The sequence below is a fragment of the Streptococcus sp. HMSC074F05 genome (assembly GCF_001808725.1).
In the GTDB taxonomy this organism is placed as follows: domain Bacteria; phylum Bacillota; class Bacilli; order Lactobacillales; family Streptococcaceae; genus Streptococcus; species Streptococcus parasanguinis_I.
Map to the genome: position 1 here is coordinate 127,446 of NZ_KV794411.1, position 25,175 is coordinate 152,620.

Below are 25,175 nucleotides of genomic sequence, written 5' to 3' on the forward strand. Positions count from 1 at the left end.
TATTGTTCACCAACACGAAATTTTCTTTTGTTATACCCTATGCTTTTTAGTGAAAGCGTTTCCTGTTTTAATTTAAATAAACTATAAAAAATGATATAATACATGTGAGTCAACCACTTTAAGGAGAACAATCCTGATGAAAAACAAAATAATATTAAGCTCTGTAACGCTTCTATCTGCATTTATACTAGCAGCATGCGGAAACGGAGAGAAGAAAGCAACAGAAACTACGGCTGCATCAACGACAAAAGCTCAAACAACAACTCCTGGGTCTTCTTCTAGGGCAAAAGAAATATCCCTTGCAGATACTCAACGTATCGGAAATGAAAATTTTGGTTATATCAATATCCCTAAAGATTGGGTCGTATATAATTTCAAAGCTCAAAGTAGCAAAACGCTCAAATATTCATCACCAGACAAACACAATATGTTGTTAATGGAATCAAACACTAAAGATACTGTTGAACTTGGCCCCAACGAAACCTTTGACGCACAGTTACTTGCGGACCGTTTATATAGCTTCTGGGGAAAAGCCAAAAATCAAACTAGTTTAGAAGGTGTAAAAGCTATTTTTGCCAGTGAGGACGCTTTCTTAATAAAAGTAACATTTAAAAATGGGAACATTTTGTACGAATGGGTATTCCAAAAAGGCGATAAAGTATACAATATCACAATCGTAGGTTCAGAAGATATGATTAAAGCCTTAAGACCTGTTCTCGAGCAATCTTGGGGCTTAGATCCAAATATTCCTGGGAAATAATCCCCAAAAGACTAAAAGAGAGTGGGACAGAAATTGGTAATTCGTTAGAATTCGATTTCGTCGTCCCACCTCCTCACAGTTGAGTAGGGCTGTAAAAGCTGATGAAATCAGCGTAGTAGAGCCCACTCAACCACTGCGTCTTGCTCGACAATCCAAAAATAATTGAGAGGCTAGGACTTTTGTCCCAGCCTCTTTCTTTTTTTGTTTCTTTTTCTACTCTAGTGATCTATTTTCTTATTCACTAAATCTTAAAAAATAGCCATCTGGATCTAGAACTGCAAATTCATGGGGATAGATATATTGTTCACCAACACGAAATTTTCTTTTGGTCAAAGGACGATGAATAGGATAGTTAGACTCGATTACTTTTTGATAGAGTCTAGGGACATCTTTTATGCCGAAGGAGATATTAACTCCACGACCAAAGGGGTAGGTCAGTTCAGCTAGTTCCTCCTTACTCCCCTCCTCTATCATTAGCTGGCACTCTTCAAGAGAAAGAAAGAGGAAGTTCTCTTCTGGTCGCCCGTATTCGATGGTAAAACCCAGTAAATCACAGTAGAAGGAACGGGACTGCTCTAAATTCGATACAATAAACTCAGGAATCACTGCATTGAAATTCATAAAGACCATCCTTACAAATCAATTTCTAATACAATTGGTGTATGATCTTGACGAGCGCCTGAGTCAATCATATCTGATTTAGTGACCTTGTCAGCAATGCGGTTTGAGGTTAACCAATAGTCGATTCTCCAGCCCGTATTGTTGATTTTTGAGGTTTTACTTCGTTGCGCCCACCAAGTGTAGCGTTCTGGGACATCACCATGGACATGGCGGAAGGTATCTGTAAATCCTTTGGCCAAAAGATTTGTAAATCCTTCGCGTTCTTCGTCTGTGAATCCTGGCGAACGGCGGTTGCTGGCTGGGTTAGCAAGGTCGATTTCCTTGTGAGCAACGTTGTAGTCACCGGTTGCAAGGACAGGTTTTTCTTTGTCTAATTCAGCCAAATATTCAGCATATTTGACATCCCATACTTGACGTTCTTCCAAACGTTTGAGACCATCACCAGCGTTAGGTGTGTATACCTGAGTAACGAAAAATTTATCAAATTCCAAGGTAATGATCCGACCTTCCAAGTCCATGGTCGAAGGGGCTCCGATCTCTGGGAAAGTCACAACGGGTGTGAGCTCTTTTTTATAGAGGAACATGGTTCCAGCGTAGCCTTTACGAGCCGGTTCTTGAGAAGAGCGCCAGGTGTTTTCATAGCCAGGGAAGAGTTCCTCAAGGATTTCAAGGTGTTTTTTGGTAGGTCCTTTGGCGGATAACTTGGTTTCTTGAATGGCAATGATATCCGCATCCTCAGCAACCAAGGTTTGGAGGACTTCTTGAGAAAGTTTAGCGCGTGCTGAATCACTGGTTAATGCAGCATTAAGCGAGTCGATATTCCATGAAATGAGTTTCATTGTGTTTCCTTTTCTTGACATGATGGATAATTTTATTATAACAAAAATTTAATGATTTTCTGATTAGAATGCCTTGAATTCTCTCCTGAAATACATTATAATAGCTTGAATTCATTTGGAGAAAGGGAGTTCATTATGAAATTTTACTCTTATGACTATGTATTGAATCAGATTAGTCAGCAAAATTGGGTGACCATTGTGATCTCTGGTTTGCTCATTCTACTGACTGGTTTTTTTGCGGTGAAAGCCTATCGGAATAAGCACGATAGCAAATTCCGCGAATTGTCTATTATCTCCATTTTAACTCTGGTGGTAGTGGTCTTGATCAGTATCAGCAATTTTCAAAATAGCCAAAGTAATAATGACCAGTTCCAACGCTCACTCCATTTTATTGAAGTCATCTCAAAGGAGTTGGATATCAAAAAAGAAGATGTCTATGTCAATACTTCAGCGGCCACAGATGGGGCGATTCTGAAAGTTGGAGAGGTTTATTACCGAGCTATCGCAGGCTCTGACCCGGATCGCTATCTATTAGAAAAGATGGATCTATATAAAACAGACGTAGAACTTGTGGAGGTGAACAAATGACAGTAAATTTTATAACCATTTTGATTAAATTAGCTCTTGGCTTGATTTCCTTGGTATTTGTGATCAATGTGACCGGGAAAGGAAACTTAGCACCAAGTTCTGCAGTAGACCAGATACAGAACTTTGTTCTGGGGGGAATTATTGGTGGGGTGATTTACAATAGCTCCATTACCATTCTTCAATACATAGTGATTCTCTTGATGTGGACTATTTTGATCTTGCTCTTAAAATGGCTCAATACCAATGTCCGTTTTATGAAGCACTTGATCGATGGCAAACCAACTGTCATTATCAAAAATGGGAAGCTTGATCCGGAAGCTTGTCGATCCAAGGGACTTTCTGCTTCAGACGTTGCCTTGAAATTGCGTTCACAAGGAATTTTCCAATTAAAGGGAGTGAAACGAGCTGTCATTGAACAAAACGGTCAAATTATCGTTGTCCGTGCGGGGGATGAAAATCCTAAATACCCGATCATTACTGATGGTGTGGTTCAGCTTGAAATTTTGGAAACAATTGGGAAAAGTGAAGAGTGGTTGCGGGCTGAATTGGAAAAAGAAGGCTATGACAATGTTTTGGATATTTTCATTGCCGAGTATGACAAAGGAAAAATCAATGTTGTGACTTATTAGAAGAAGAGATTGGGCGAGCCTGTCCAATCTCAAATTGAAGACAAAATAGTCTTAAAAACTTTCCTTAGGTGAGTACGGACGTCAGCGAACTTCGACGAAGTTCCATGACTTAGTTTTGAACCTAAGGTTTCAAAACTCCCGAGTTCCTGAAACAATTGTGTTTCAGGAACTTTTCTCACGGCGGAAAGTTTCGACATATGCTTGAATAAGCTTAAAAATTAAAAATCAATATTTTTTCAACCACCTCACATAAGGTTGTACATGTAAAAAAGTTTGTGTTAATTTCAAGATTGGGCGAGCAGGTCCAATCTTTTTTCTTCATAAAATTCCAGGAAAGGTCCCTTCCTTTTCTTGAGATACTCTTGGAAAAATAGTAAAATGGAAGGTAAGTGTTGATTAGAAAAGAAGGACAGAACATTTCATGAAGAAGAAAATACGGAAGTTTGAGAATCATTCGATTACACGCAGACTCTACCTGCTGTTTAGTTTGATTTGCCTTCTTTTTTTGGTGCTGATTGCCCGACTTGGCTATATGCAGATCACTCACCAAGCCTACTATACGGATAAATTGGCAAAAGCTACGAAAAAGACGGTCAAACAAGGGAGTGTGCGAGGGCAAATCTATGATGCTTCTGGTAAACCCTTGGTGGAAAATGTGGGCAAACAGGTCCTGACTTTTACGCGGGATCGTAAAATGACGGCCCAAGAAATGCGAGAGACAGCTGGGAAACTCTTACAGTATGTCGATGTAGAAAATCCTCAAGTAACCGAACGGCAAGAAGTGGATTACTATCTAGCCAATACCAAGGTCTACCAAGAGGTCGTGGAACACCTGCCTGAGAAAAAGAAATTTGATACCGATGGCAACCGCCTGCCGGAAGCCAAGATTTATCAAGCGGCAGTGGATAGTATCGACCCTTCAAAACTCGGCTATACAGATGATGAGAAAAAGATTATTTATCTCTATAGCCAGATGAATGCGGTGGAGAATTTTGCGACAGGGATCATTACGACGCAGGCACTAGGAGCTGAGCAGATTGCGACCATCGCAGCGGATAGTCAGGACCTTCCGGGAATTGCCATCACGACTAGCTGGGACCGGAAGGTTTTGGATACTCCTCTAGCCTCTATTATTGGAAATGTATCGACCGAGCAGACGGGACTTCCAGCAGAAGAGGTTGAGGATTATGTCAAAAAAGGCTATGCTCTCAATGACCGGGTTGGAACGTCTTATCTCGAAAAGGAATACGAAAACGTCCTTCAAGGCAAACGCAGTGAAAAAGAAATTCTCCTAGATAAAAATGGCAACATGGAGAAAGTGGTCGACGTTTCAAAAGGGGCCAAAGGAGAAAACCTCAAGCTCTCGATTGATTTGGATTTCCAAAAAGGAGTGGAAGATATCCTTCGCTCTGCCTTTAGCGCAGAGTTGCAAGCTGGAAATGCGACATACTCCGAAGGTGTCTATGCTGTAGCCCTGGAGCCTGATACAGGGAAGGTCCTTGCCATGGCAGGGATTAAACACCAGGCTGGTAGTCAAGATCTATCAGCAGATGCTTTAGGGACAGTGACCAACGTCTTCGTTCCAGGATCCGTGGTCAAAGGAGCGACCTTGACTTCTGGATGGGAAAATGGAGCCATTTCAGGGAACCAGGTTCTGACCGATCAGCCGATTGTTTTTGCAGGATCCGCTCCTATCAATTCTTGGTTTACCCAATACGGTAGTCGTTCCATCAATGCGGTGGAAGCATTGGAATACTCTTCCAATACCTATATGGTCCAAATTGCCCTTAAGATGATGGGGCAACCTTACACTCCAAATATGACCTTACAAGTGGATCAGGTTGAACCGGCTATGAAAAAACTGCGCTCTACTTTTGCAGAGTATGGTCTTGGGACATCAACGGGGATTGACCTTCCCAATGAATCGACCGGTTTTATTCCAAAAGACTACACAGTCGGTAATTATTTGACCAATGCCTTTGGTCAGTTTGACAACTATACGCCTATGCAATTGGCTCAGTATGCGGCAACCGTAGCGAATGATGGGAAGCGAGTGAGTCCTCATGTCGTCGAAGGCATCTATGACAATAATGATCAAGGGGGCCTTGGTCAGTTGAAAAAAGCGATCGAAACCAAGGAGCTCAATCAGGTCCATATCTCAGCGGAGGACATGGCTTTGATCAAGCAAGGGTTCTATCAGGTTGCGAATGGTACGAGTGGTTTGACGACAGGGAAAACTGTCGGTCAAGGTGCTAGTGTCTCCATTAGTGCCAAGACCGGTACAGCTGAAACCACAGTCGATGGAGGCAAACAAGCCATTAATACCAATGTGGTGGCTTATGCACCGTCAAACAATCCAAAGATTGCGGTAGCAGTGGTTTTTCCACATAATACCAATCTACAAGCGACGGTCAGTCATTCCATTACGCGTGACATTATTAACTTATACAATCAGAAACACCCCATGAATTAGAAAGGAAACTATGCTTTATCCAGCACCTATTGCAAAATTAATTGACAGCTATTCGAAGTTGCCAGGAATTGGGATCAAAACAGCGACTCGTCTGGCTTTTTACACCATTGGTATGTCAGATGATGATGTCAATGAATTTGCCAAGAACTTACTGAATGCCAAGCGTGAGCTGGGGTATTGCAGTATTTGTGGCAATTTAACCGATGAAGAAACCTGCGAGATTTGTCGAGATGAAACGCGGGATCCATCCCTCATTCTGGTTGTAGAAGATAGCCGGGATGTATCTGCTATGGAAAATATCCAGGAATACCACGGTCGCTATCATGTCTTGCATGGCTTGATCTCGCCCATGAATGGCGTAGGACCCGATGACATCAATCTCAAGAGTTTGATTAGTCGCTTGATGGATGGAACAGTCACAGAGGTCATTGTTGCGACCAATGCGACGGCAGACGGGGAAGCGACATCTATGTATATCTCGCGTGTACTCAAACCAGCAGGCATCAAAGTGACCCGTTTGGCACGGGGGCTAGCAGTTGGAGCCGATATCGAGTATGCGGACGAAGTGACCCTTCTTCGCGCGATCGAAAATCGGACAGAATTATAAGAGAAGTTCTTTCGAAAGGGCTATCATTGTGGTATACTATCAAGTAAGAAATCAAGGGAACAATTAGGGAGAAACTATGAGTAAACAAGACTTAATCCTGTTGTATGGTGGACGTAGTGCAGAACGTGAAGTATCTGTTCTTTCAGCAGAAAGCGTGATGCGCGCGATTGATTACCAAGCATTTTCGGTTCAAACCTACTTTATTACGCAGTCAGGAGACTTCATCCAGACGCAAGCTTTTGAAGAAAAACCAGCGGATGATGAGAAATTGATGACCAATGATACAGTGGACTGGTCTAAAAAAGTGGCACCATCTGCGATTTACAAGGAAGGAGCAGTAGTCTTTCCAGTTCTTCATGGACCAATGGGAGAAGATGGTTCCATTCAAGGCTTCTTAGAAGTCTTGAAGATGCCTTATGTCGGCTGTGGCATCCTAGCTTCCAGTGTTGCGATGGACAAGATCACGACCAAACGGGTCTTGGAGTCTGCAGGGATTCCACAAGTTCCTTATGTAGCTGTAGTGGAAGGCGATGACTTGGAAGAGAAAATTGCTACAATTGAAGCTAATCTCCCTTATCCTGTCTTTACCAAACCATCCAATATGGGCTCTAGTGTAGGGATTTCAAAATCTGAAAACCAAACAGAGCTTCGGGCTGCTCTCGAATTGGCCTTCAAATACGATAGCCGTGTCTTGGTAGAACAAGGAGTCAATGCGCGTGAGATCGAAGTTGGACTACTTGGAAACTATGATGTGAAGAGCACCTTGCCAGGTGAAGTTGTGAAAGATGTGGCCTTCTATGATTATGATGCCAAATACATCGACAACAAAATTACCATGGCGATTCCAGCTCAATTGGACCCTGAGGTTGTGAAAACCATGCGGACCAACGCAGAAAAAGCCTTTCGTGCGGTCGGCGGTCTGGGCTTGGCGCGTTGTGATTTCTTCTATACTGATAAAGGAGAGATCTTCTTAAACGAACTCAATACCATGCCTGGATTTACCCAATGGTCTATGTATCCTTTGCTTTGGGACAATATGGGACTCAACTATACAGATTTGATCACCAAGTTAGTAGAGCTTGGAAAAGAAGTCTTCCAAAAACACGAAGCGCATTTGTTGTAAGAAAAGAGAGAGTGGGACAGAAATCGGTAATTCGTTAGAATTCGATTTCGTCGTCCCACCTCCGCACAGTTGAGTAGGGCTGTAAAAGCTGATGAAATCAGCGTAGTAGAGCCCACTCAACCACTGCGTCTTGCTCGACAATCCAAAAACAATCAAGAGGCTAGGACTTCTGTCCCAGCCACTTTTTTTGTGGTCTAGAATATGGTATAATGAGAAGAATTTGAAACGAGCGTCTAGACTTTTGGGGACGACGCTACGGAGAACTGAGGAGTCGGATATGAATCTCACATTACATGAAGTTGCTCATCTAGTACATGCAAAAAATGATATCAGCCAATTTGAAGATGTGGCCCTCGTCAAGCCTGAATTTGACAGCCGTTTGATTGGGCCGGGAGACCTTTTTGTTCCGTTAAAGGGAGCGCGTGATGGTCATGATTTCATCGAGACCGCTTTTGAAAATGGAGCCGTAGCCACTTTTTCAGAGAAAGTGATTGAAGGCCACCCTTATATTTTGGTGGAAGATGTTTTGAGTGCTTTTCAAACATTGGCTGCAGCCTATCTTCAAAAGACAAAAGTGGATGTTTTGGCTGTGACAGGGTCAAATGGTAAAACAACCACAAAAGATATGTTGGCACAGCTTTTGTCCACTACCTACCTGACCTATAAAACACAGGGAAACTATAATAATGAAATTGGTCTTCCTTATACGGTTCTCCATATGCCAGAAGGGACAGACAAACTCGTCCTTGAAATGGGGCAAGACCATCTAGGAGATATCCATCTCTTGTCAGAACTGGCGCATCCCAAAGCTGCTATTGTCACCTTGATTGGAGAAGCCCATTTGGAATTTTTCAAAGATCGAAGCGAGATCGCAAAAGGAAAACTCCAAATTGCGGATGGCATGCCAGAAGGTGGCCTTCTGGTGGTTCCAGCTGATCCGATCGTGAATGCCTACCTCCCTGAAAAACAAAAAGTGGTCCGCTTTGGTCCAGACGAGGAGATTTTTATTACCGAGTTAATCGAGCGAAAGGATAGCTTAACTTTCCGTGCTAATTTCTTAGAAGAAGCCATTGATCTACCAGTAACAGGAAAATACAATGCGACCAATGCCATGATTGCAGCTTATGTTGCCCTGCAAGAAGGAGTGAGCGAAGCGGCGATTCGTGATAGTTTTGCTACCTTGCAATTGACGCGTAACCGAACGGAATGGAAAAAGGCCAGTAATGGAGCAGATATCTTATCCGATGTCTATAATGCTAATCCGACGGCTATGCGTTTGATTTTAGAAACCTTCTCGACTATTCCTGCGAATCCAAATGGCCGAAAATTAGCCGTCCTGGCAGATATGAAAGAACTAGGGGAGCAATCTGTAGATCTGCACAACCAAATGATTCTCAGCCTCTCGCCAGATGTCTTGGATACGGTTATTTTCTACGGTCAAGACATTGCGGGCTTAGCCCAATTAGCGAGTCAGATGTTCCCACTTGGACATGTCTATTATTTCAAAAAAACAGCTGAGGAAGACCAGTTTGAGGACATGGTCAAACAAGTCAAGGAAAGCTTAAAAGAGCAGGACCAAATCCTCATCAAGGGAAGCAATTCCATGCATTTAGCCAAATTGGTAGAGGAATTAGAAAAAGCCTAGCAAATGTGAAGGAAGTTCTACAAAATAGGCTACTATAAACTAAAGGGATAAAAACATGACACTTTGGGATTTATTATTTACGAACCAAAAATCAGCCCCGCCTGAGTTTGGACTCTGGTATTTTTTCCTACCAGCTTCCTTGTTGGTGGTTGGCTACTTTTCTATCAAATATGCGCAGTCCAAAAGCTACCAACGCTTTTGGTACTGGGCACAATTGATTCAAGTCTTAACCATCAATGCTTGGTATATTCTAGCCCACATGCCTCTGACAGATAATTTGCCTTTTTATCATTGCCGCTTGGCCATGCTTGCAATACTCTTTGCTCCGAGAGGAACCTATATCAAGCAATATTTTGCCTTGTTGGGAGTTCTAGGATCCATTGCGGCCTTGGTTTATCCAGCCTTTGACCCCTTCCCCTTCCCCCATATTACCGTGCTCAATCTGATTTTTAGTCACTGGGCCTTGTTTGCCAATAGTTTGATTTACCTGCAAGATTTTTATCAGTCGGAAAAGCAAGACAGCCTACGAATTGTTAAGATCACCTTTGGCATGAATGCCTTGATTTTCTTTGTCAACCTTTTGACCAGTGGAGATTACGGCTTCTTAAAGCGTCCACCAATCATTGGAGACCACGGTGCTCTCTTGAACTACCTCTTGGTCAGCATCGTGATGGTGGCTGGTATTTGCTTGGTCAATCAACGCTATAAATACAAATACAAGATAGTCGAAGAGAGTATAGTTTCGCGTTCAGAATAAAAAGAGCAGATAAGGGAAAGAAATCATGACACTTTGGGACTTATTTTTTACCAGTCAACCAACGGCCCCTCCTCAATTGGGGGTCTGGTATTTCTTATTGCCAACTTCATTGGTAGTAGTGGGAGTTCTGTCCATTCGATTTGCTCACTCTAAAGGCTACCAAAACTTTTGGTATTGGGGGCAGTTGATCCAGTTGCTCATCATCAACTCTTGGTATCTAGCTGCTCGCTTGCCTCTTTCAGAGAGTCTTCCCTTCTATCATAGCCGGGTGGCCATGTGGATTATTCTCTTAGCTCCTAAGGGAAGCTTCAAGCAATATTTTGCCCTCGTGGGAGTCTTTGGCTCCATTATGGCCTTGGTTCATCCTGTTTTTTATCCCTACCCTTTTCCTCACGTTTCCTCGATCAACAATGTCTTTGGTCACTGGGCCCTCTTGGCCAACTGCCTAATCTATCTGGTTCAATCCTACCAGGTGGAAGAAGGGGCCGTTTGGAAGATCTGTCAGATGACGTTTGGGGTCAATGCCATTATTGTTCTAGCCAACCTTGTAACGGGCGGAAACTATGGCTTTCTGCGTCGACCACCTGTGCTAGGAGACCATGGCCTTGTTCTCAACTATTTCATCGTGACAGTCCTAATGACGGGGACACTGATCCTCATCAATACTATCGTTCAGTACAGTAAGAAAAGAAGAATACCTGAATCTGTTTAAATAAGGAGGGTTTTATGCATCAATTTTTCACTACAGAATCAACAGAACCACCAGCAATCTCAGCACTTTGGTATAGTGTGATGGTCTTGTTCGTTGTGACAGCGATCATGATGTCACTTCGCTATTATCAGAATGAGCAATTTCGCAAATGCTTTCAATACTTACAAGGCTTCCAGTTAATTTGCTTGTATCTTTGGTATTTTGCCTACCACATTCCTTGGTCCAACAGTTTACCATTTTATCATTGCCGCTTGGCCATGTTTGCGGTCTTGTTTTTACCAGACAGATGGAAAAGCAAACAGTTCTTTGCCTTGATGGGAGTGAGTGGAGCCATCTTTGCTTTGGGCTATCCAGTCTTTGATCCCTACACTTTCCCTCATATTACGAGCTTTTCTTTCCTCCTCGGACATTACTGTCTCCTGATCAATTCCTTGATTTATCTCCTGAGATGGTATGATCGAAACCTCTTAAAAAATAGTCAGATTGTTCTCTATACCTTTGTTTTAGATTTATTCCTGGTTGGAGTCAATCAATTGACGGGAGGTAATTATGGTTTGATGGCCCGCCCTCCGATTATGAGAGGGGATAAAGTCTGGCTCAACTACCTGGTTGTATCTAGTATTTTAGCCCTTGCTTTATTACTCTTTAATCAGATCTTCAGTCGCAGAAGTGAGCGGGTGAAAGTGAGAAAATAACCAGTATAAAGGTTGGGGCATCTCTGTCTCAACCCTGTTTTATATCAAAGGAGAATATATGAAGCGTTTCTTGCTAATGATCTCCCTCGTTTGGAGTTTGTTTTGTACAATAACGACAGCACATGCGGATGAAGAAGTTCGCTATTCGATTGAATCCTATGTGGGTCACCTCCAATTGCAGGAAGATAGCCAGGCAACATTTACACAAGAGATCACCTATCAGTTTCAGACAGGCTATCATGGTCAATATGTGACCTTAGGAAGCGCTGATCCTCTTCCAAAAGGGTTTAAGATTCATCGTAATCCTGAGGTGGAAGCCTATGTGGATGGGGAAAAACGAGAGATTCGTGTAGAGGAAACAGACCTGGAAGATGGCCATCAATTAAAAATATACAATGCCCGTATCGTCGGTGGCACGGTCAAGATCAAAGTGAAATGGAAGATTGATCATCTCTTGACTTTCTACAAGGATATTGCAGAATTGAACTGGTTTCCTATTTCAGATGGAGATGAGAAAGTCGCGAAATTAGATTTTTATGTGAATGGCTTGGATGCCAAGCAGGGAAAACTGTATGCCCATACTGGTTACTTTAATCCACCAGCCCAAGTCGAACAGACTGCAACTGGTTATCATATTTGGACAAAGAATTTTCCAAAAAATGGAAAGCTCGAACTGCATGCCTATTGGCCAATGACAGAAGCCCTGCGTCGAGACCAAGCAAATGAGATTAACAAGGGAAATGGAAAAGAGAAATTTCTCAAAAAAGAGAAATCCATTGAACAAAAAACGTTCCTCTATCGGACTCTTCTACTCAAGGTTGTACCAATTGTATCGATTCTTTTATTTATTCTCGCTTTCATTCCATGGATCCGGTATTTTATCAGTACCAGAACTCGTCGGATTGCAAAAGGAGTACGATTATACGAACCACCACAGAATTTACCTCCTCTTGTCCTAGCTAAGGCACTGTATCAACTTGATTTTGAACGGATGGTGATGTCTAGAGAGAAGGGCCAACTAAAATTTAATCATCTCATTCAAGCAACCATGTTAGATCTTATTGATCGAGGAAATCTTCGTTTGACGAGAGATGAAAATGGGGAAACCCTGACTTGCCTTCACCATGAAGGCTTGGCTGATTTTGAATTGAAGTTTATTGAAATGATCTTTGATCAAGAAACTGAAATCAATATCAGTGAAGTATTTTCAAGGTATAAAATCGACAAAGCAGCCTTAAAAAAAGATTTTCGAGCTGCTAAATCAGACACACAACGAGACCGTATTCGAAAAGTCGGAAGTACCGTTCAATCGCTTTTAAAAAAGGATGCCCAGCAATTGTCAAAAGGTGTCGACAAGGAGATTGCGAAATTAGGATTGCCCTCTTATTTTAGAGACTTAACTGAGAAAGAAGAAGCCCTTTCAAAAACAGGTTGTGCCCTACACTTTTGGCTCTTACTGATCTTATTCGTGAGTATGTGTTTCTTATCTTTTGGATTTGGTTCATATCTATCTTCCTTCTATTTTTGGATGATTGTATTGTTGGTCGTCTTCTTCATTCCATTTTATATTGTTGTGAAAATCCGTGAAGATCATCTACAATCCTTAGAGAACTTGGATGCACAATTCCAATGGATGGCCTTTCGAAATATGATCGAAAGTATTCCAAATTTCAACCAAGCAGAACTTGAGAGTGTCATCCTATGGAATCGCATCTTAGTCTATGCAACTATGTATGGTCAAGCTAAAAAAGTGAGCCAGGTACTCCAAAATCATCAGATTTCCTTACCATATGAAGACTGGGACACTGTTCTTTGGCTAACGACCTCTTCAAATTCCTTCCTAGACGGCTCTACCTTGATGAGTTATGCAGATGATTCCTATAGCGTTTCAAGCTTCTCTACTAACTCTTCAGATGGCAGTGGCGGCTTTGACGGCGGTGGCTTCTCTGATGGTGGCGGTGGCGGAGGATTTGGTGCCTTTTGATAGCCGTGAAAAGAAGACTAGAATCTACGGATTTTGGTCTTTCTTTTTGCTTTCAAAGAAGAATCATCGTTGAAAAAAGTGCCTATTTTCGCTATAATAGGACAGATAGAGAAATTGAGGAGAAATCCGATGTAGAGATGAATTTGTAAATTTATCAGAAAAATAAAAAGAGAAAGAATTAGGAATATGAACGTACAAGAAGAAATTAAAAAACGCCGTACCTTTGCCATTATCTCCCACCCGGATGCTGGTAAAACGACGATTACAGAGCAGTTGCTCTACTTTGGGGGAGAGATTCGGGAAGCCGGTACTGTCAAAGGGAAGAAAACAGGAAACTTTGCTAAATCTGACTGGATGGATATCGAGAAGCAACGTGGGATTTCGGTAACCTCATCTGTTATGCAGTTCGACTATGATGGCAAACGGGTTAATATCCTTGATACCCCAGGGCACGAAGACTTTTCAGAAGATACTTATCGGACCTTGATGGCGGTGGATGCTGCCGTCATGGTGGTGGACTCTGCTAAAGGGATTGAGGCCCAAACCAAGAAATTGTTTGAGGTTGTGAAACACCGTGGCATTCCCGTCTTTACCTTTATGAATAAGCTGGACCGTGACGGTCGTGAGCCACTGGACCTCTTACAAGAATTGGAAGAAGTCTTGGGAATCGCCAGTTACCCAATGAACTGGCCGATTGGGATGGGGAAAGCCTTTGAGGGACTCTATGACCTTTATAACCAACGTTTGGAACTCTATAAAGGAGACGAGCGTTTTGCTAGTCTAGAAGACGGAGACAAGCTTTTTGCTAACAACCCTTTCTACGAGCAAGTAAAAGACGACATCGAACTCTTGCAAGAAGCAGGAAATGACTTTTCTGAAGAAGCCATCCTTGCGGGTGAATTGACTCCCGTCTTCTTCGGCTCAGCCTTAACCAATTTTGGAGTACAGACTTTCTTGGAAACCTTCCTCAAGTTTGCTCCGGAACCACACGGCCACAAGAAGACAGATGGAGAACTTGTCGATCCTTATGACAAGGATTTCTCAGGCTTTGTCTTTAAAATCCAAGCCAATATGGACCCTCGTCACCGCGACCGGATCGCCTTTGTGCGGATCGTATCTGGCGAATTTGAGCGTGGGATGAGCGTCAACCTGCCTCGTACTGGTAAGGGCGCTAAGTTATCTAACGTGACTCAATTTATGGCTGAAAGCCGTGAAAATGTCAGCAATGCTGTAGCAGGAGACATCATCGGGGTTTACGATACCGGTACTTATCAGGTTGGAGATACTTTGACAGTGGGCAAAAACAAGTTTGAATTTGAACCACTGCCAACCTTTACGCCTGAAATCTTCATGAAAGTGTCAGCTAAGAACGTCATGAAGCAAAAATCCTTCCACAAAGGGATTGAGCAATTGGTGCAAGAAGGAGCTATTCAGCTCTATACCAACTACCAAACAGGTGAATACATGCTTGGTGCTGTTGGTCAACTTCAGTTTGAAGTCTTTAAGCACCGGATGGAAAATGAATACAATGCCGAAGTGGTCATGAGCCCAATGGGCAAAAAGACGGTTCGCTGGATCAAACCTGAAGATCTGGATGAGCGTATGTCTTCAAGCCGAAACATCCTGGCCAAAGATCGCTTTGACCAGCCTGTTTTCCTCTTTGAAAACGACTTTGCCCTCCGTTGGTTTGCGGATAAGTATCCAGAGGTTGAGCTGGAAGAAAAAATGGGTTAAGAAACAATTCTAAATCTATCTTAGAAAATAGAAATACGAAAATGGAAACCTATCCGTTTTCGCTTGCAAAGGAGAAATGATGGGATTATTAAGTGGTTTGATGGGCAATGCCTCTCAAAAAAATGTCGATAAGGTAGAAAGAGATCTGGAAGATATCTTGGTGCCGGGAGAGCAAGTGACGCTTGCTTTTAGCTTGATTCGTGATTTAATCGTCTTTACTGAGTTTCGTTTGATCTTGGTAGATAAACAAGGAGTAACAGGGAAGAAAACGTCCTACAAATCCCTTCCTTATCGCTCGATCTCTCGATTTTCAGTCGAAACTTCCGGTCATTTTGATTTGGATGCCGAATTAAAAATCTGGGTCTCTTCTGCAGTCGAGCCTTCAGAAGTTTTACAATTCAAGAGTGACAGCAGCGTCATTGAAATCCAGCAAGCATTAGCCAGTGCAGTTTTTAAATAAAAATATCATTTTGATAGAGAACAGTTGAGAAAGGAGACGGAATGTTTATCGAAAAACAATTGGGTCAAGATCGGAAATGGATCAATATCGACTCGGATATGATTGCTGAAAACTCATATCTTTATAAAAAATACGAGATTGACAAAGAAACCATTGAGTACGCGATGGATAAGAACGAACGTGCCCATATGGATTACAATCGAGAAAACGGTACGATCACATTTATCTACAATGTATTGGATTTAGAAAAGGACAAGGAATACTACGAAACCATCCCTATGACCTTTATCGTTCAAGATACGCGACTCGTGACCATCAGTAACCAGGACAATGCCTATATCATTGAACAAATGGTTCGCTATTTGGAAAGCCATGGGGAGTTGTCGATCTATAAGTTGCTTTTTGCAGGTCTTGAAATGATCAGTAATGCTTATTATCCGATTATTGATCGCTTAGATAAGCACAAGGATGAACTCAATCGTTTGCTTCGAAAGACAACGACGACCAAGAATCTTTATGCCCTGTCTGACCTTGAGACCGGTATGGTGTATCTGGTCGCAGCAGCCAAGCAAAATCGGATGTTGCTAGAACATATTAAAGCGCATGCCATTTATCGCAGGATGAATGATGTTGAAAAAGAGCAGTTTGATGATGCCATGATCGAAGCGCGTCAGTTGGTTTCGATGACTGAGTTGATTTCCAATGTCTTGCAACAGTTGTCAGGATCTTACAACAATATCCTAAACAACAACTTGAATGACAACTTGACAACCCTAACCATCTTTGAAGCCTTGTTGGCGGTTTTAGCCGTTATCACCGGTTTCTTTGGAATGAATATCCCTCTTCCTATGACAAAGGATCCCAATGCTTGGATTTATGTATCCGTATGTAGCTTTATATTATGGCTCATTTTGGGAAAGTTTATGCGGTGGATTGTGAAACAAAGATAAAAAAGAGGCTTGGAGAAATCCGAGCCTCTTCGTATCTAGAATAATCTGAGAAATAGGAACCATCTAGACACCTGCCCTCCTCTCCAAAGAAGGGGCAGTGTGAATAGTTCATTGACTGTACAAAATCTTCTTGGAAATAGTAGGAGTAGATTTAATAGTACTGAGTGGTTCTAAATAAATCAGAACGTAGAATAAATCGTTGAATCAGATAAAATGATCCTATTTCTTTATACAGAAATATTTTAGATACTAACTGTATTATACATATTTATTTGTAAAAACGCAAGAACTACCAAAAAAAGTTTTTCCGAAGTTTTTATACTCCTATTTAAAGGGATTCTTGAACGGTGTCAGAAGAAAGTCAGCTAAATCTAGGGGAAACTGCCCTCTTGACTATTTTCAAGTTTTTAAAAATTTTTCCTAAAAAATAAAATTATTCTCCTTTGACTATCATTTGGTCGTCCATTGTGTTATACTAGATAAGTTGCAAACTTGTATGAGAGAAATGCTGGTGAGATGGAACAATTAGAAAAGGAATGTTGGTCAATCTCCCACAAGGAGGATCTTGGTGTCTTTTCGTTTGGAAAACGACTTTAATCAACCAAATCCGCTAGTGCGAAAACATTTTTCGCAGAAGGGAATTCCATAAAAAAACGATTGGGTTTTCCTTTAGATGAGTCTTGCGACAGGTAACCGGGAAGGAGACTTCCTATGCAATCAGTGCGTTTTCGCATTGAAAAGAAGTGTGATAAAGTGGCTTCGCACCACTTTTTAGAAAGAAGAAAGAATTGAAATTCAATGAATTTAACTTATCTGCTGAATTATTAGCAGAAATCGAAAAAGCTGGCTTTGTAGAAGCAAGCCCCATCCAAGAACAAACCATTCCTTTGGCCCTTGAAGGAAAAGATGTCATTGGTCAAGCGCAAACAGGGACCGGTAAAACGGCTGCTTTCGGTCTTCCAACGTTGGAGAAGATCGATGTCGATAACACAGTGATTCAAGCACTTGTCATTGCCCCAACTCGTGAATTGGCGGTTCAAAGTCAGGAAGAACTCTTCCGCTTTGGACGCAGTAAGGGTGTCAAAGTCCGCTCTGTCTATGGTGGATCAAGCATTGAAAAGCAAATCAAAGCCTTGAAGTCAGGTGCTCATATCGTTGTGGGAACCCCTGGACGCTTGCTAGATTTGATCAAGCGCAAGGCCTTGAAACTCGATCATATTGAAACCTTGATCCTGGATGAAGCAGATGAAATGCTCAACATGGGCTTTTTGGAAGATATCGAAGCCATCATTAGCCGTGTTCCAGAAACACGCCAAACCTTGCTCTTTTCAGCAACGATGCCAGAAGCTATCAAACGCATCGGTGTTCAGTTTATGAAAGAGCCAGAACACGTTAAGATTGCGGCCAAAGAATTGACAACCGATTTGGTCGATCAATATTATATTCGTGTCAAAGAGGGCGAAAAATTTGATACCATGACTCGTCTCATGGACGTGGAGCAACCAGAACTTGCCATCGTCTTTGGTCGGACTAAACGCCGGGTTGATGAATTGACTCGTGGCCTGAAGATTCGTGGTTTCCGAGCAGAAGGGATTCACGGTGATTTGGATCAAAACAAACGTCTTCGTGTCCTCCGTGATTTTAAAAATGGGAACTTGGACGTCTTGGTAGCAACAGACGTTGCGGCACGTGGCTTGGATATTTCAGGTGTGACCCATGTCTACAACTACGATATTCCACAAGATCCAGAAAGCTATGTTCACCGGATCGGACGGACAGGTCGTGCTGGGAAAACAGGTCAATCCATTACCTTTGTATCGCCAAATGAAATGGGCTATTTGCAAATCATTGAGAACTTGACCAAAAAGCGGATGAAGGGAATGAAACCTGCAACAGCAGAAGAAGCCTTCCAAGCGAAAAAACAAGTAGCACTGAAGAAAATTGAGCGAGACTTTGAAGATGAAAAAATCCGGACCAACTTTGAGAAGTTTGGCAAGGATGCTCGCAAATTGGCTGCAGAATTTACTCCTGAAGAATTGGCTATGTATATTTTGAGCTTGACCGTTCAAGATCCAGACAGCCTTCCAGAAGTTGAAATTGCGCGTGAAAAACCATTGCCATTTAAACCATCCGGTGGTGGCTTCGGTGGAAAAGGCAAAGGTGGCCGTGGAAATGGCCGTCGTGGAGACCAACGTCGTGACCGCAATCGCAGAGATGACCGTGAAGGTGGACGCCGTGATTTCAAACGCAAGTCCAATAAAAATAGCCGAGACTTTGAAGGCAAAGGCAACAAACGTCCTCATCGTACTTCCAATGAAAAGAAAAATGGCTTTGTCATCCGCAACAAAGGGGATAAATAAGCCCTAAGGACGGTCTAGCAATAGGCCGTTTTTTATATGAAAATCAAAAATACAAGGGTTAACTAGCTGTTAACCCTTGTATATTTATAAGGAGACCTAAATGATAACTGACTCTTTTAGAAAAAATGTATCATGATAAGGAGCATCCTAAAAAAGTCAGAAAACAGAAAGAACGGATTCCTAAAACGGAATGTTTCTGTTAACATATTAAGTTTACAATTATTTCTGAGCTTTGTCAAGGTTTTTTTCTTATTTTTTTAAAAATTTTTAACGAAAAAGATAAAAATTGACAATCTTAGCTAAAAGGTTATAATGAATATAATAACTATATTAATTATAAAGAGGTGGCGTCCATGGTGATTGCATTAAAAAACGATGATCTAGAACTACAATGTAAGACATTTGGAGGGGAATTGAGCTCCATTCGAAGTAAAGAAGGCATAGAATATCTCTGGCAAGGGGATCCAGAGTATTGGTCAGGACAAGCGCCTGTTTTGTTTCCAATTTGCGGAAGCGTTCGTAATGGCCAAGTACAGTATCATCTAAAAGATGGAGTGAAGACCGGTCAGCTGCCAAGACACGGTCTCATTAGGAAGAGAGAGTTTGAACTCAAAGAACAAACAGACCATCGTCTTGTCTTTGAAATCACCTCTAACGAAGAGAGCCTGCAAAATTATCCCTACCATTTTCGAGTTGAAATCGTTTATGAATTACAAGGGAAAGAAATCACCATCACCTATCGTGTACAAAATCTAGAGTCTGATCAAGTCATGCCTTATTTCATTGGAGGGCATCCAGCCTTTCATTGTCCCCTTTTAGCAGATGAAGACTATGAAGACTACGAGTTGATTTTTGAAAAAGAAGAAAGCTGTAGTGTCCCTCTCTTGTTCACAGAAACTGGATTGGTCGATCGCCTGCAGCGGACGCCATTTTTCGATCATAAGCGTAGCCTACCTTTGCGACATGAACTATTTGAAAAAGATGCCATTATTTTAGATCAGTTAGCCTCTAAATCTGTGAAGCTTATCTCGAAAAAGTCAGGTAAAGGTTTGGAATTTGATTTTGCAGATTTTGAAAATCTGGTCCTTTGGTCTACTAATAACAAGGGGCCCTTCATTGCCTTAGAGCCTTGGACAGGTATTTCCACATCTGCAGAAGAGGGCGATTTCTTCGAAGACAAAAAAGGTGTGATCCAGTTGGACCCTCAAGAGACACGGAGTCATCAGTACCGTATCACCATTTTGTAAATGAAAAACCGTTGGACTATGGAGTCCGACGGTTCTTTTTGATATAGTTTAGTTTTTCCTGGCGCGATTTCTTTTTAAAGAGAGCTTCGGCAGACATCGCAGAGGGTTTATCTGGATAGGATTCTTTGTAAAGAAGTTTAACGGGGAGGCGAGCCCGTGTGTATTTGGCCCCTTTTCCAGCATTGTGAGTCTTCAGGCGTTTTTCGACATCAGTGGTATAGCCAGTGTAGAGAGAGCCATCCGCACACTCTAAAACATACATGTAAGCCTTAGTTTCCATAGTAGATCTCATGAATCTCGTCTGTATAGCTGCCATCTTCATTGTGAATAAAGAGAGGAGGCAGAATTTTTAAACCATCCAGTGAGCCATCCTTGATCGCCTCAATCAATAACATATTCGCCTCTTTGGTCACTTTTGGATAGACAAACTGGATCCGCTTAGGTGCAAGATTGTAACGCTTCATGGTTTCGATGATATCTAAAAAGCGATCTGGACGATGGACCATCGCTAAGCGACCATTTGATTTGAGAACCCGCTGGGCCACATGGCAAATCTCATCTAAATTGGTGGTAATTTCATGCCGTGCTAAGAGGTAGTGTTCGCTCTCATTGAGATTGGAATGCTCATCTACCTTGAAATAAGGAGGATTACAGAGGATAATATCCACCTTACTCCCCTTGATATGTCGAGGCAAATGCTTGAGGTCATCGGTGATCATGGACATTTGCTGGTTCAAGCCATTGAGGGCAATCGAGCGGGTAGCCATATCTGCTAAACGTTCCTGAATTTCGACACCAATGATCTGAGCCTCTGTTCGGGTACTTGCAAATAGTCCCACAGCTCCATTTCCAGCGCAGAGATCCACGATCAATCCTCGCTTGGGCAATTTTGGAAAACGCGAGAGCAGGACGCTATCCACGGAGTAACTAAAAACTTCCCGATTTTGTATGATTTTTACATCACTTGAAAAGAGTTGGTTGACGCGCTCGCCGTCTTTTAATTCGATATCTGTCATGGCTCTATTATAGCATGAAAAGAGGCTCGGGGAAAGATGATAATTTTTGATATATTAAAATAATATTTTTTTGTAAAAACGCTTTCTTTTCTTATTTAAATATGTTACTATATATTAAAAAAATGGGAGGTTTTGTAAATGAACAAATCGAAAAAATGGTTTGGCTTGGGGGTAACATTGCTTTCAGCAAGTATACTAGTAGCCTGTGGAAATTCTAGTAGTAAGTCTGATGATACTTCAAAAGAAGCTAAAACAGAGAAAAAGGCATCTACTGAGAAGAGTAGTGAAAAGAAATCAACCTATGCAATTGGTGAGAAGATTGTTTTTGATAAACAAGCTGAGTACACTATTACAAATGTTGAATGGACTGATGAACGGAATGATTTTGATAAAACAAATCCCGATAAAGTATTAAAAGTGACCTATAATGTGAAAAATCTATCAGATAGTGATCTAGCAGTTGGGGTTGACATTGATCTATTTGTTGGTGGAAATAAAATGGAGACTTATCCTAATACAAATACAATGGGGTCAATTTCACCGGGTCGATCAATGGAAGGTGCTGTACAACATTTTGGTGTAAAAGGGGATGGCAAATTAGAACTGGAAATAAAACCATTTGCTGCATTTAATGAAAAACCTGCGATTGTTGCTTTTGATGCACCGTAAAAAAAGTTGAGAGTAAAACTCTCAACTTTTTTTAATCAAATTCATATTTTTGGAGAATCGTAGTGAGGATAAAGACTCCTGTAAAGATAGCCATCAATGCCAGATAAACTGGGAAAGTAGTGGCTGTAAGGAGGGAAATCTCGATCAAGTTTTTCAACACGACCGCAGATGCGTAGAATCCTACTACAGAGAAGAGGATGAGGAGGGCCCTCCAGATATTTAGTGGCAGGCAAGCACGGATAACGGATAGGAAACCGATGGAGCCAAGTAAGTAGTAGGATACAGTAGACATATCGGCTGCAGACCAACCATGGCTTGCTCCCCAAAGGTGAATAAACAAGACACTAAAGACGACCATCAAGGCGCTTGGTAAGGCTAACAGAAGGGAACGTCTCAAGAAGTGTTTTTCAACCGGTTTGATATTGCGTTCAAAGGTCAACACAAATGGTGGGAATCCTTCGACGAATTGGTCAATCAGGGTGATTTGAATAGGGATGAAAGGGAAAATCAGCAAATAGTTGACGTTAAAGAAGAGAGCACTGGCAATACAGATGATAGCCAAGAGGAAGGAATAGATCGTTTTGATAAAGAAGATTGGAGCGATTCGTCCAATGTTATTCACCACACGACGGCCTTCAAAAAGAATTTCTGGAACGTCATTAAAGTCAGAGTTCAAAAGAACAATATTGGCAATTTGACGGGTTGCTGGATCTCCCTCGGCCATCACGATGGAGCAGTCTGCTTCGCGAAGAGCAAGGATATCATTGACCCCATCTCCTGTCATAGCAGTCGTCCGACCAGCTGCTTTCAAGGTTTGGATAAGCAGTTTTTTCTGGTGAGGAGACACACGCCCAAAGATAGCTGTTTCTTCTGCTTGATCCACTAATTGATCATCAGAAATTTTTGAACAATCGATGTAGTTTTCATAATTTTTGAAGCCAGCTTGTTGAGCGATATAAGAGACCGTCACAGGGTTGTCACCGGAGATGATTTTGAGATCCACTCCTTGAGAGCGCAAATACTCAAGAGTATCTGAAGCCCCTTCACGAATGGGGTCTGTAATCTCAATAACCGCAATCCCTTCAAGATTTTCAGGCAGTTTCAATTCCTGCATGCTGATCAGTTCTGAACTGTGAGCCAAGACGAGCACGCGCGATCCACGAGCTTGTGCTTCGACGACAGGAGCTGGATTTTCTTGAAGGAGCATTTCAGGAGCACCGAGAAAGACGGTTCCAAGGTTGGATAGGTGCATGGCTCCCCATTTCCGATCACTTGAGAAAGGAATAATGTTTTCCGCAGTATAAGCATGCTCCAACTCCCCATAAGCCTTGCGAATAGCTTGAGCAGTAGGATTGGTGTCCTCGCTATTTTGCATGTAAGCTGAAAGGATAACTTTGATGGTTTCCTCAGAAAAATGATCAGATAAGCTATAGAGAGCTTCGACTGTCATCTTCCCTTGAGTGATGGTACCGGTCTTATCAAGACACAAGGTATCCACACGCGCCAAGGTTTCTACTGAGTACATTTCTTGGACAAGAACCTTGCGCATACCGAGCTTAATAACCGCTGTCAAAAGAGACGTAACTGTCAGTAAGGCAATTCCTTTTGGCAACATTCCCAGGAGAGCTGTGGAAGAATTCACGACAGAATCCTTGATTGGCAGCATCTTGATCAACAATGCTTCAAAGAAGAGGGCAAGGCCAAATGGGATGATAATTTTACCAGTGAAGCTAGAAATTTTCGCTAAGTTATAAAGAATACGCGAATTGATAGGCTTCAAGGTTTTAGCTTCCATCATCAGTTTGTTGGCAAAGTTGTTTGCTCCAACTCGCTTGACACGGGCATAGACTTGACCACTGGCAATATAACTACCAGAAAGCAGTTCATCACCAACTTCTTTTAAGACCAGATCACTCTCACCAGTCAGCATAGCCTCATTGGCTTCAGCGATACCAGACATGACTTCGGCATCACTAGGGATCTGCTCACCCGAAGACAAGAGCATTAAATCACCTAGAACAAGCTTTTCTGGTGGAATCGCATCTTTTTCCCCGTCACGAATGACAGTCACTAGCTCACGACTCATGAGGTTGAGCTTATCAATCATCCGTTTAGCGCGCATCTCGGTCATGATCCCTGTAATGGCATTGAAGCAAATGACTGCGAAAAAGATCATATTGCTCCAGGCCTGTACAGCAGCCAAGGCCACGGCAATCACAAAGTTTAAGGTATTAAACAAGGTGAAGACGTTGCGCTTGATAATTTGCCAGGTACTGGTACTTGTATTCGTTGTAAAATCATTGGTTTGTCCGCGATCCATTTTCTTGCGGACTTCACTGAGGGACAAGCCCTTTAAATCAATAGTTTCCATAGACAATATGATATCATTTTTTTGAGAAAAAGACTATCTAGAATCGGTCCGCTGAGACAATTTTTATCTAAAAAAGGTTTGCGGTCAAAATCAGGATACGGTATAATAAGAAAGAACCTTTTACAGGATGGAATATCTTGTAGAGAGACGAATGAAATGGATTTGAGGAATAACTATGTTTTATACCTACTTACGTGGCCTTGTTGCCTTTATTCTTTGGGTTTTAAATGGGAATGCCCATTACCATCATAAGGACAATATTCCAGATCGGGAAGAGAACTACATCTTGGTATCCCCTCACCGGACTTGGTGGGATCCGGTCTATATGGCCTTTGCGACTAAGCCAAAGCAGTTTATCTTTATGGCAAAAAAAGAGCTCTTCACCAATCGTATTTTTGGCTGGTGGATTCGCATGTGTGGGGCTTTTCCGATTGACCGTGAAAATCCAGGAGCAGAAGCCATTAAGTATCCTGTCAATATGCTGAAAAAGAGCAACCGTTCTTTGATTATGTTCCCAAGTGGAAGTCGTCATTCTCAAGACGTCAAAGGCGGTGTTGCCATCATTGCCAAAATGGCGAAGGTCCGTATCATGCCAGTGACTTATACTGGTCCAAGAGACTTGAAAGGGTTGGCAACGGGTGAACGCATTGATATGAACTTTGGACATCCCATTGATATTTCGGATATTAAAAAGATGAATGACGAAGGAGTGGCAGAAGTTGCCCGCCGTATCCAAGAGGAGTTTGATCGCTTGGATGCGGAAGCACAAGCGATCAACACCCCAACAAAACCTTTTATCTTGATTCGTTTGTTAAAAATCCTTTTGATTCCCCTTGTCTTAGTCGTTGGCATCTTGACCTTGCTCTTTAGTTACCTAGCAAGCTTTGTATGGGATCCAGACAAACATCGGAAAAATAAGTAAAAAAGCTGAGAGT

At 42.0% G+C, this 25,175-nt stretch carries 23 protein-coding genes; 18 read left to right on the forward strand and 5 right to left on the reverse strand.

The window, feature by feature from the left end; translation table 11 throughout:
- The first annotated feature begins 136 nt into the window (after nt 1-136).
- Nucleotides 137-760 carry a hypothetical protein gene (locus tag HMPREF2685_RS04370; protein ID WP_070465530.1) on the forward strand — a complete coding sequence of 208 codons (624 nt, stop codon included), beginning with the start codon at nt 137-139 and terminating at the stop codon, nt 758-760.
- Between the two features lie 234 nt (nt 761-994).
- Here HMPREF2685_RS04370 and HMPREF2685_RS04375 read toward each other — a convergent pair whose 3' ends face one another.
- Together HMPREF2685_RS04375 and HMPREF2685_RS04380 are read right to left on the reverse strand one after the other, a co-directional pair.
- The gene (locus tag HMPREF2685_RS04375; RefSeq protein ID WP_004219638.1) at nt 995-1,381 is read right to left on the reverse strand and encodes a bleomycin resistance protein; all 387 of its coding nucleotides are present in this window, start codon (nt 1,379-1,381) and stop codon (nt 995-997) included.
- 11 nt (nt 1,382-1,392) lie between these two features.
- Nucleotides 1,393-2,220, reverse strand: coding sequence for an exodeoxyribonuclease III (locus tag HMPREF2685_RS04380; protein ID WP_070465533.1), 828 nt, complete (start codon nt 2,218-2,220; stop codon nt 1,393-1,395).
- A gap of 135 nt (nt 2,221-2,355) precedes the next feature.
- Between HMPREF2685_RS04380 and HMPREF2685_RS04385 the strand changes: the two genes are divergently transcribed.
- The 15 genes from HMPREF2685_RS04385 (at nt 2,356) to HMPREF2685_RS04455 (ending at nt 20,184) form a co-directional block, all read left to right on the forward strand.
- Nucleotides 2,356-2,808, forward strand: a complete 453-nt coding sequence (locus tag HMPREF2685_RS04385; protein WP_070465535.1) for a DUF3290 family protein — start codon at nt 2,356-2,358, stop codon at nt 2,806-2,808.
- Entirely contained in the window at nt 2,805-3,437 is a 633-nt protein-coding gene (locus tag HMPREF2685_RS04390; protein ID WP_070465538.1) for a DUF421 domain-containing protein, read from the forward strand. Before HMPREF2685_RS04385 ends, HMPREF2685_RS04390 begins: the two co-directional genes overlap by 4 nt.
- Before the next feature lie 421 nt (nt 3,438-3,858).
- Nucleotides 3,859-5,910, forward strand: a complete 2,052-nt coding sequence (gene pbp2b / locus HMPREF2685_RS04395) for a penicillin-binding protein PBP2B (protein ID WP_070450447.1) — start codon at nt 3,859-3,861, stop codon at nt 5,908-5,910.
- 10 nt (nt 5,911-5,920) lie between these two features.
- A complete protein-coding gene (gene recR / locus HMPREF2685_RS04400; protein ID WP_003002450.1) occupies nt 5,921-6,517 on the forward strand; it encodes a recombination mediator RecR in 597 nt (198 codons plus the stop codon).
- A 76-nt stretch (nt 6,518-6,593) separates the two neighbouring features.
- Nucleotides 6,594-7,640: a D-alanine--D-alanine ligase gene (locus tag HMPREF2685_RS04405; RefSeq protein ID WP_070450454.1), complete on the forward strand. Its 1,047-nt coding sequence runs from the start codon at nt 6,594-6,596 to the stop codon at nt 7,638-7,640.
- Nucleotides 7,641-7,917: 277 nt separating this feature from the next.
- Complete coding sequence (murF, locus tag HMPREF2685_RS04410; RefSeq protein ID WP_070465540.1) at nt 7,918-9,285, forward strand: UDP-N-acetylmuramoyl-tripeptide--D-alanyl-D-alanine ligase; 1,368 nt, start codon at nt 7,918-7,920, stop codon at nt 9,283-9,285.
- 55 nt (nt 9,286-9,340) lie between these two features.
- Nucleotides 9,341-10,042 carry a YwaF family protein gene (locus HMPREF2685_RS04415; protein WP_070465543.1) on the forward strand — a complete coding sequence of 234 codons (702 nt, stop codon included), beginning with the start codon at nt 9,341-9,343 and terminating at the stop codon, nt 10,040-10,042.
- A 25-nt stretch (nt 10,043-10,067) separates the two neighbouring features.
- A complete protein-coding gene (locus tag HMPREF2685_RS04420; RefSeq protein ID WP_070465547.1) occupies nt 10,068-10,754 on the forward strand; it encodes a YwaF family protein in 687 nt (228 codons plus the stop codon).
- Between the two features lie 14 nt (nt 10,755-10,768).
- Nucleotides 10,769-11,449 carry a YwaF family protein gene (locus HMPREF2685_RS04425; RefSeq protein ID WP_070465550.1) on the forward strand — a complete coding sequence of 227 codons (681 nt, stop codon included), beginning with the start codon at nt 10,769-10,771 and terminating at the stop codon, nt 11,447-11,449.
- A 58-nt stretch (nt 11,450-11,507) separates the two neighbouring features.
- On the forward strand, nt 11,508-13,433 hold the full coding sequence (locus HMPREF2685_RS04430; RefSeq protein ID WP_070465552.1) for a DUF2207 domain-containing protein: 1,926 nt from the start codon (nt 11,508-11,510) through the stop codon (nt 13,431-13,433).
- Nucleotides 13,434-13,619: 186 nt separating this feature from the next.
- Nucleotides 13,620-15,167 (forward strand): peptide chain release factor 3, encoded by a 1,548-nt coding sequence (locus HMPREF2685_RS04435; RefSeq protein WP_049523013.1) that lies wholly within the window; start codon nt 13,620-13,622, stop codon nt 15,165-15,167.
- A gap of 79 nt (nt 15,168-15,246) precedes the next feature.
- Nucleotides 15,247-15,627: a PH domain-containing protein gene (locus tag HMPREF2685_RS04440; protein ID WP_004219989.1), complete on the forward strand. Its 381-nt coding sequence runs from the start codon at nt 15,247-15,249 to the stop codon at nt 15,625-15,627.
- 41 nt (nt 15,628-15,668) lie between these two features.
- A complete protein-coding gene (locus tag HMPREF2685_RS04445; RefSeq protein ID WP_031577123.1) occupies nt 15,669-16,577 on the forward strand; it encodes a magnesium transporter CorA family protein in 909 nt (302 codons plus the stop codon).
- 788 nt (nt 16,578-17,365) lie between these two features.
- Nucleotides 17,366-18,937 (forward strand): degradosome RNA helicase CshA, encoded by a 1,572-nt coding sequence (locus HMPREF2685_RS04450; RefSeq protein WP_049486402.1) that lies wholly within the window; start codon nt 17,366-17,368, stop codon nt 18,935-18,937.
- 353 nt (nt 18,938-19,290) lie between these two features.
- A complete protein-coding gene (locus tag HMPREF2685_RS04455) occupies nt 19,291-20,184 on the forward strand; it encodes an aldose 1-epimerase family protein (RefSeq protein ID WP_070465555.1) in 894 nt (297 codons plus the stop codon).
- A gap of 16 nt (nt 20,185-20,200) precedes the next feature.
- Here HMPREF2685_RS04455 and HMPREF2685_RS04460 read toward each other — a convergent pair whose 3' ends face one another.
- Together HMPREF2685_RS04460 and HMPREF2685_RS04465 are read right to left on the reverse strand one after the other, a co-directional pair.
- On the reverse strand, nt 20,201-20,464 hold the full coding sequence (locus tag HMPREF2685_RS04460) for a GIY-YIG nuclease family protein (RefSeq protein ID WP_070465557.1): 264 nt from the start codon (nt 20,462-20,464) through the stop codon (nt 20,201-20,203).
- Complete coding sequence (locus tag HMPREF2685_RS04465; RefSeq protein WP_070465559.1) at nt 20,454-21,200, reverse strand: tRNA1(Val) (adenine(37)-N6)-methyltransferase; 747 nt, start codon at nt 21,198-21,200, stop codon at nt 20,454-20,456. The genes HMPREF2685_RS04460 and HMPREF2685_RS04465 overlap by 11 nt, the downstream gene beginning before the upstream one ends.
- 138 nt (nt 21,201-21,338) lie before the next feature.
- Here HMPREF2685_RS04465 and HMPREF2685_RS04470 point away from each other — a divergent pair, with 138 nt between their 5' ends.
- The gene (locus HMPREF2685_RS04470; RefSeq protein WP_070465562.1) at nt 21,339-21,869 is read left to right on the forward strand and encodes a DUF4352 domain-containing protein; all 531 of its coding nucleotides are present in this window, start codon (nt 21,339-21,341) and stop codon (nt 21,867-21,869) included.
- Between the two features lie 31 nt (nt 21,870-21,900).
- Here the strand turns inward: HMPREF2685_RS04470 and HMPREF2685_RS04475 are convergent, their stop codons facing one another.
- Nucleotides 21,901-24,240 carry a cation-translocating P-type ATPase gene (locus HMPREF2685_RS04475; RefSeq protein WP_070465565.1) on the reverse strand — a complete coding sequence of 780 codons (2,340 nt, stop codon included), beginning with the start codon at nt 24,238-24,240 and terminating at the stop codon, nt 21,901-21,903.
- Between the two features lie 175 nt (nt 24,241-24,415).
- On the opposite strand from HMPREF2685_RS04475, the gene HMPREF2685_RS04480 reads away from it, so the two are divergent.
- Nucleotides 24,416-25,162 (forward strand): lysophospholipid acyltransferase family protein, encoded by a 747-nt coding sequence (locus tag HMPREF2685_RS04480; protein WP_003006324.1) that lies wholly within the window; start codon nt 24,416-24,418, stop codon nt 25,160-25,162.
- Nucleotides 25,163-25,175: the final 13 nt, after the last annotated feature.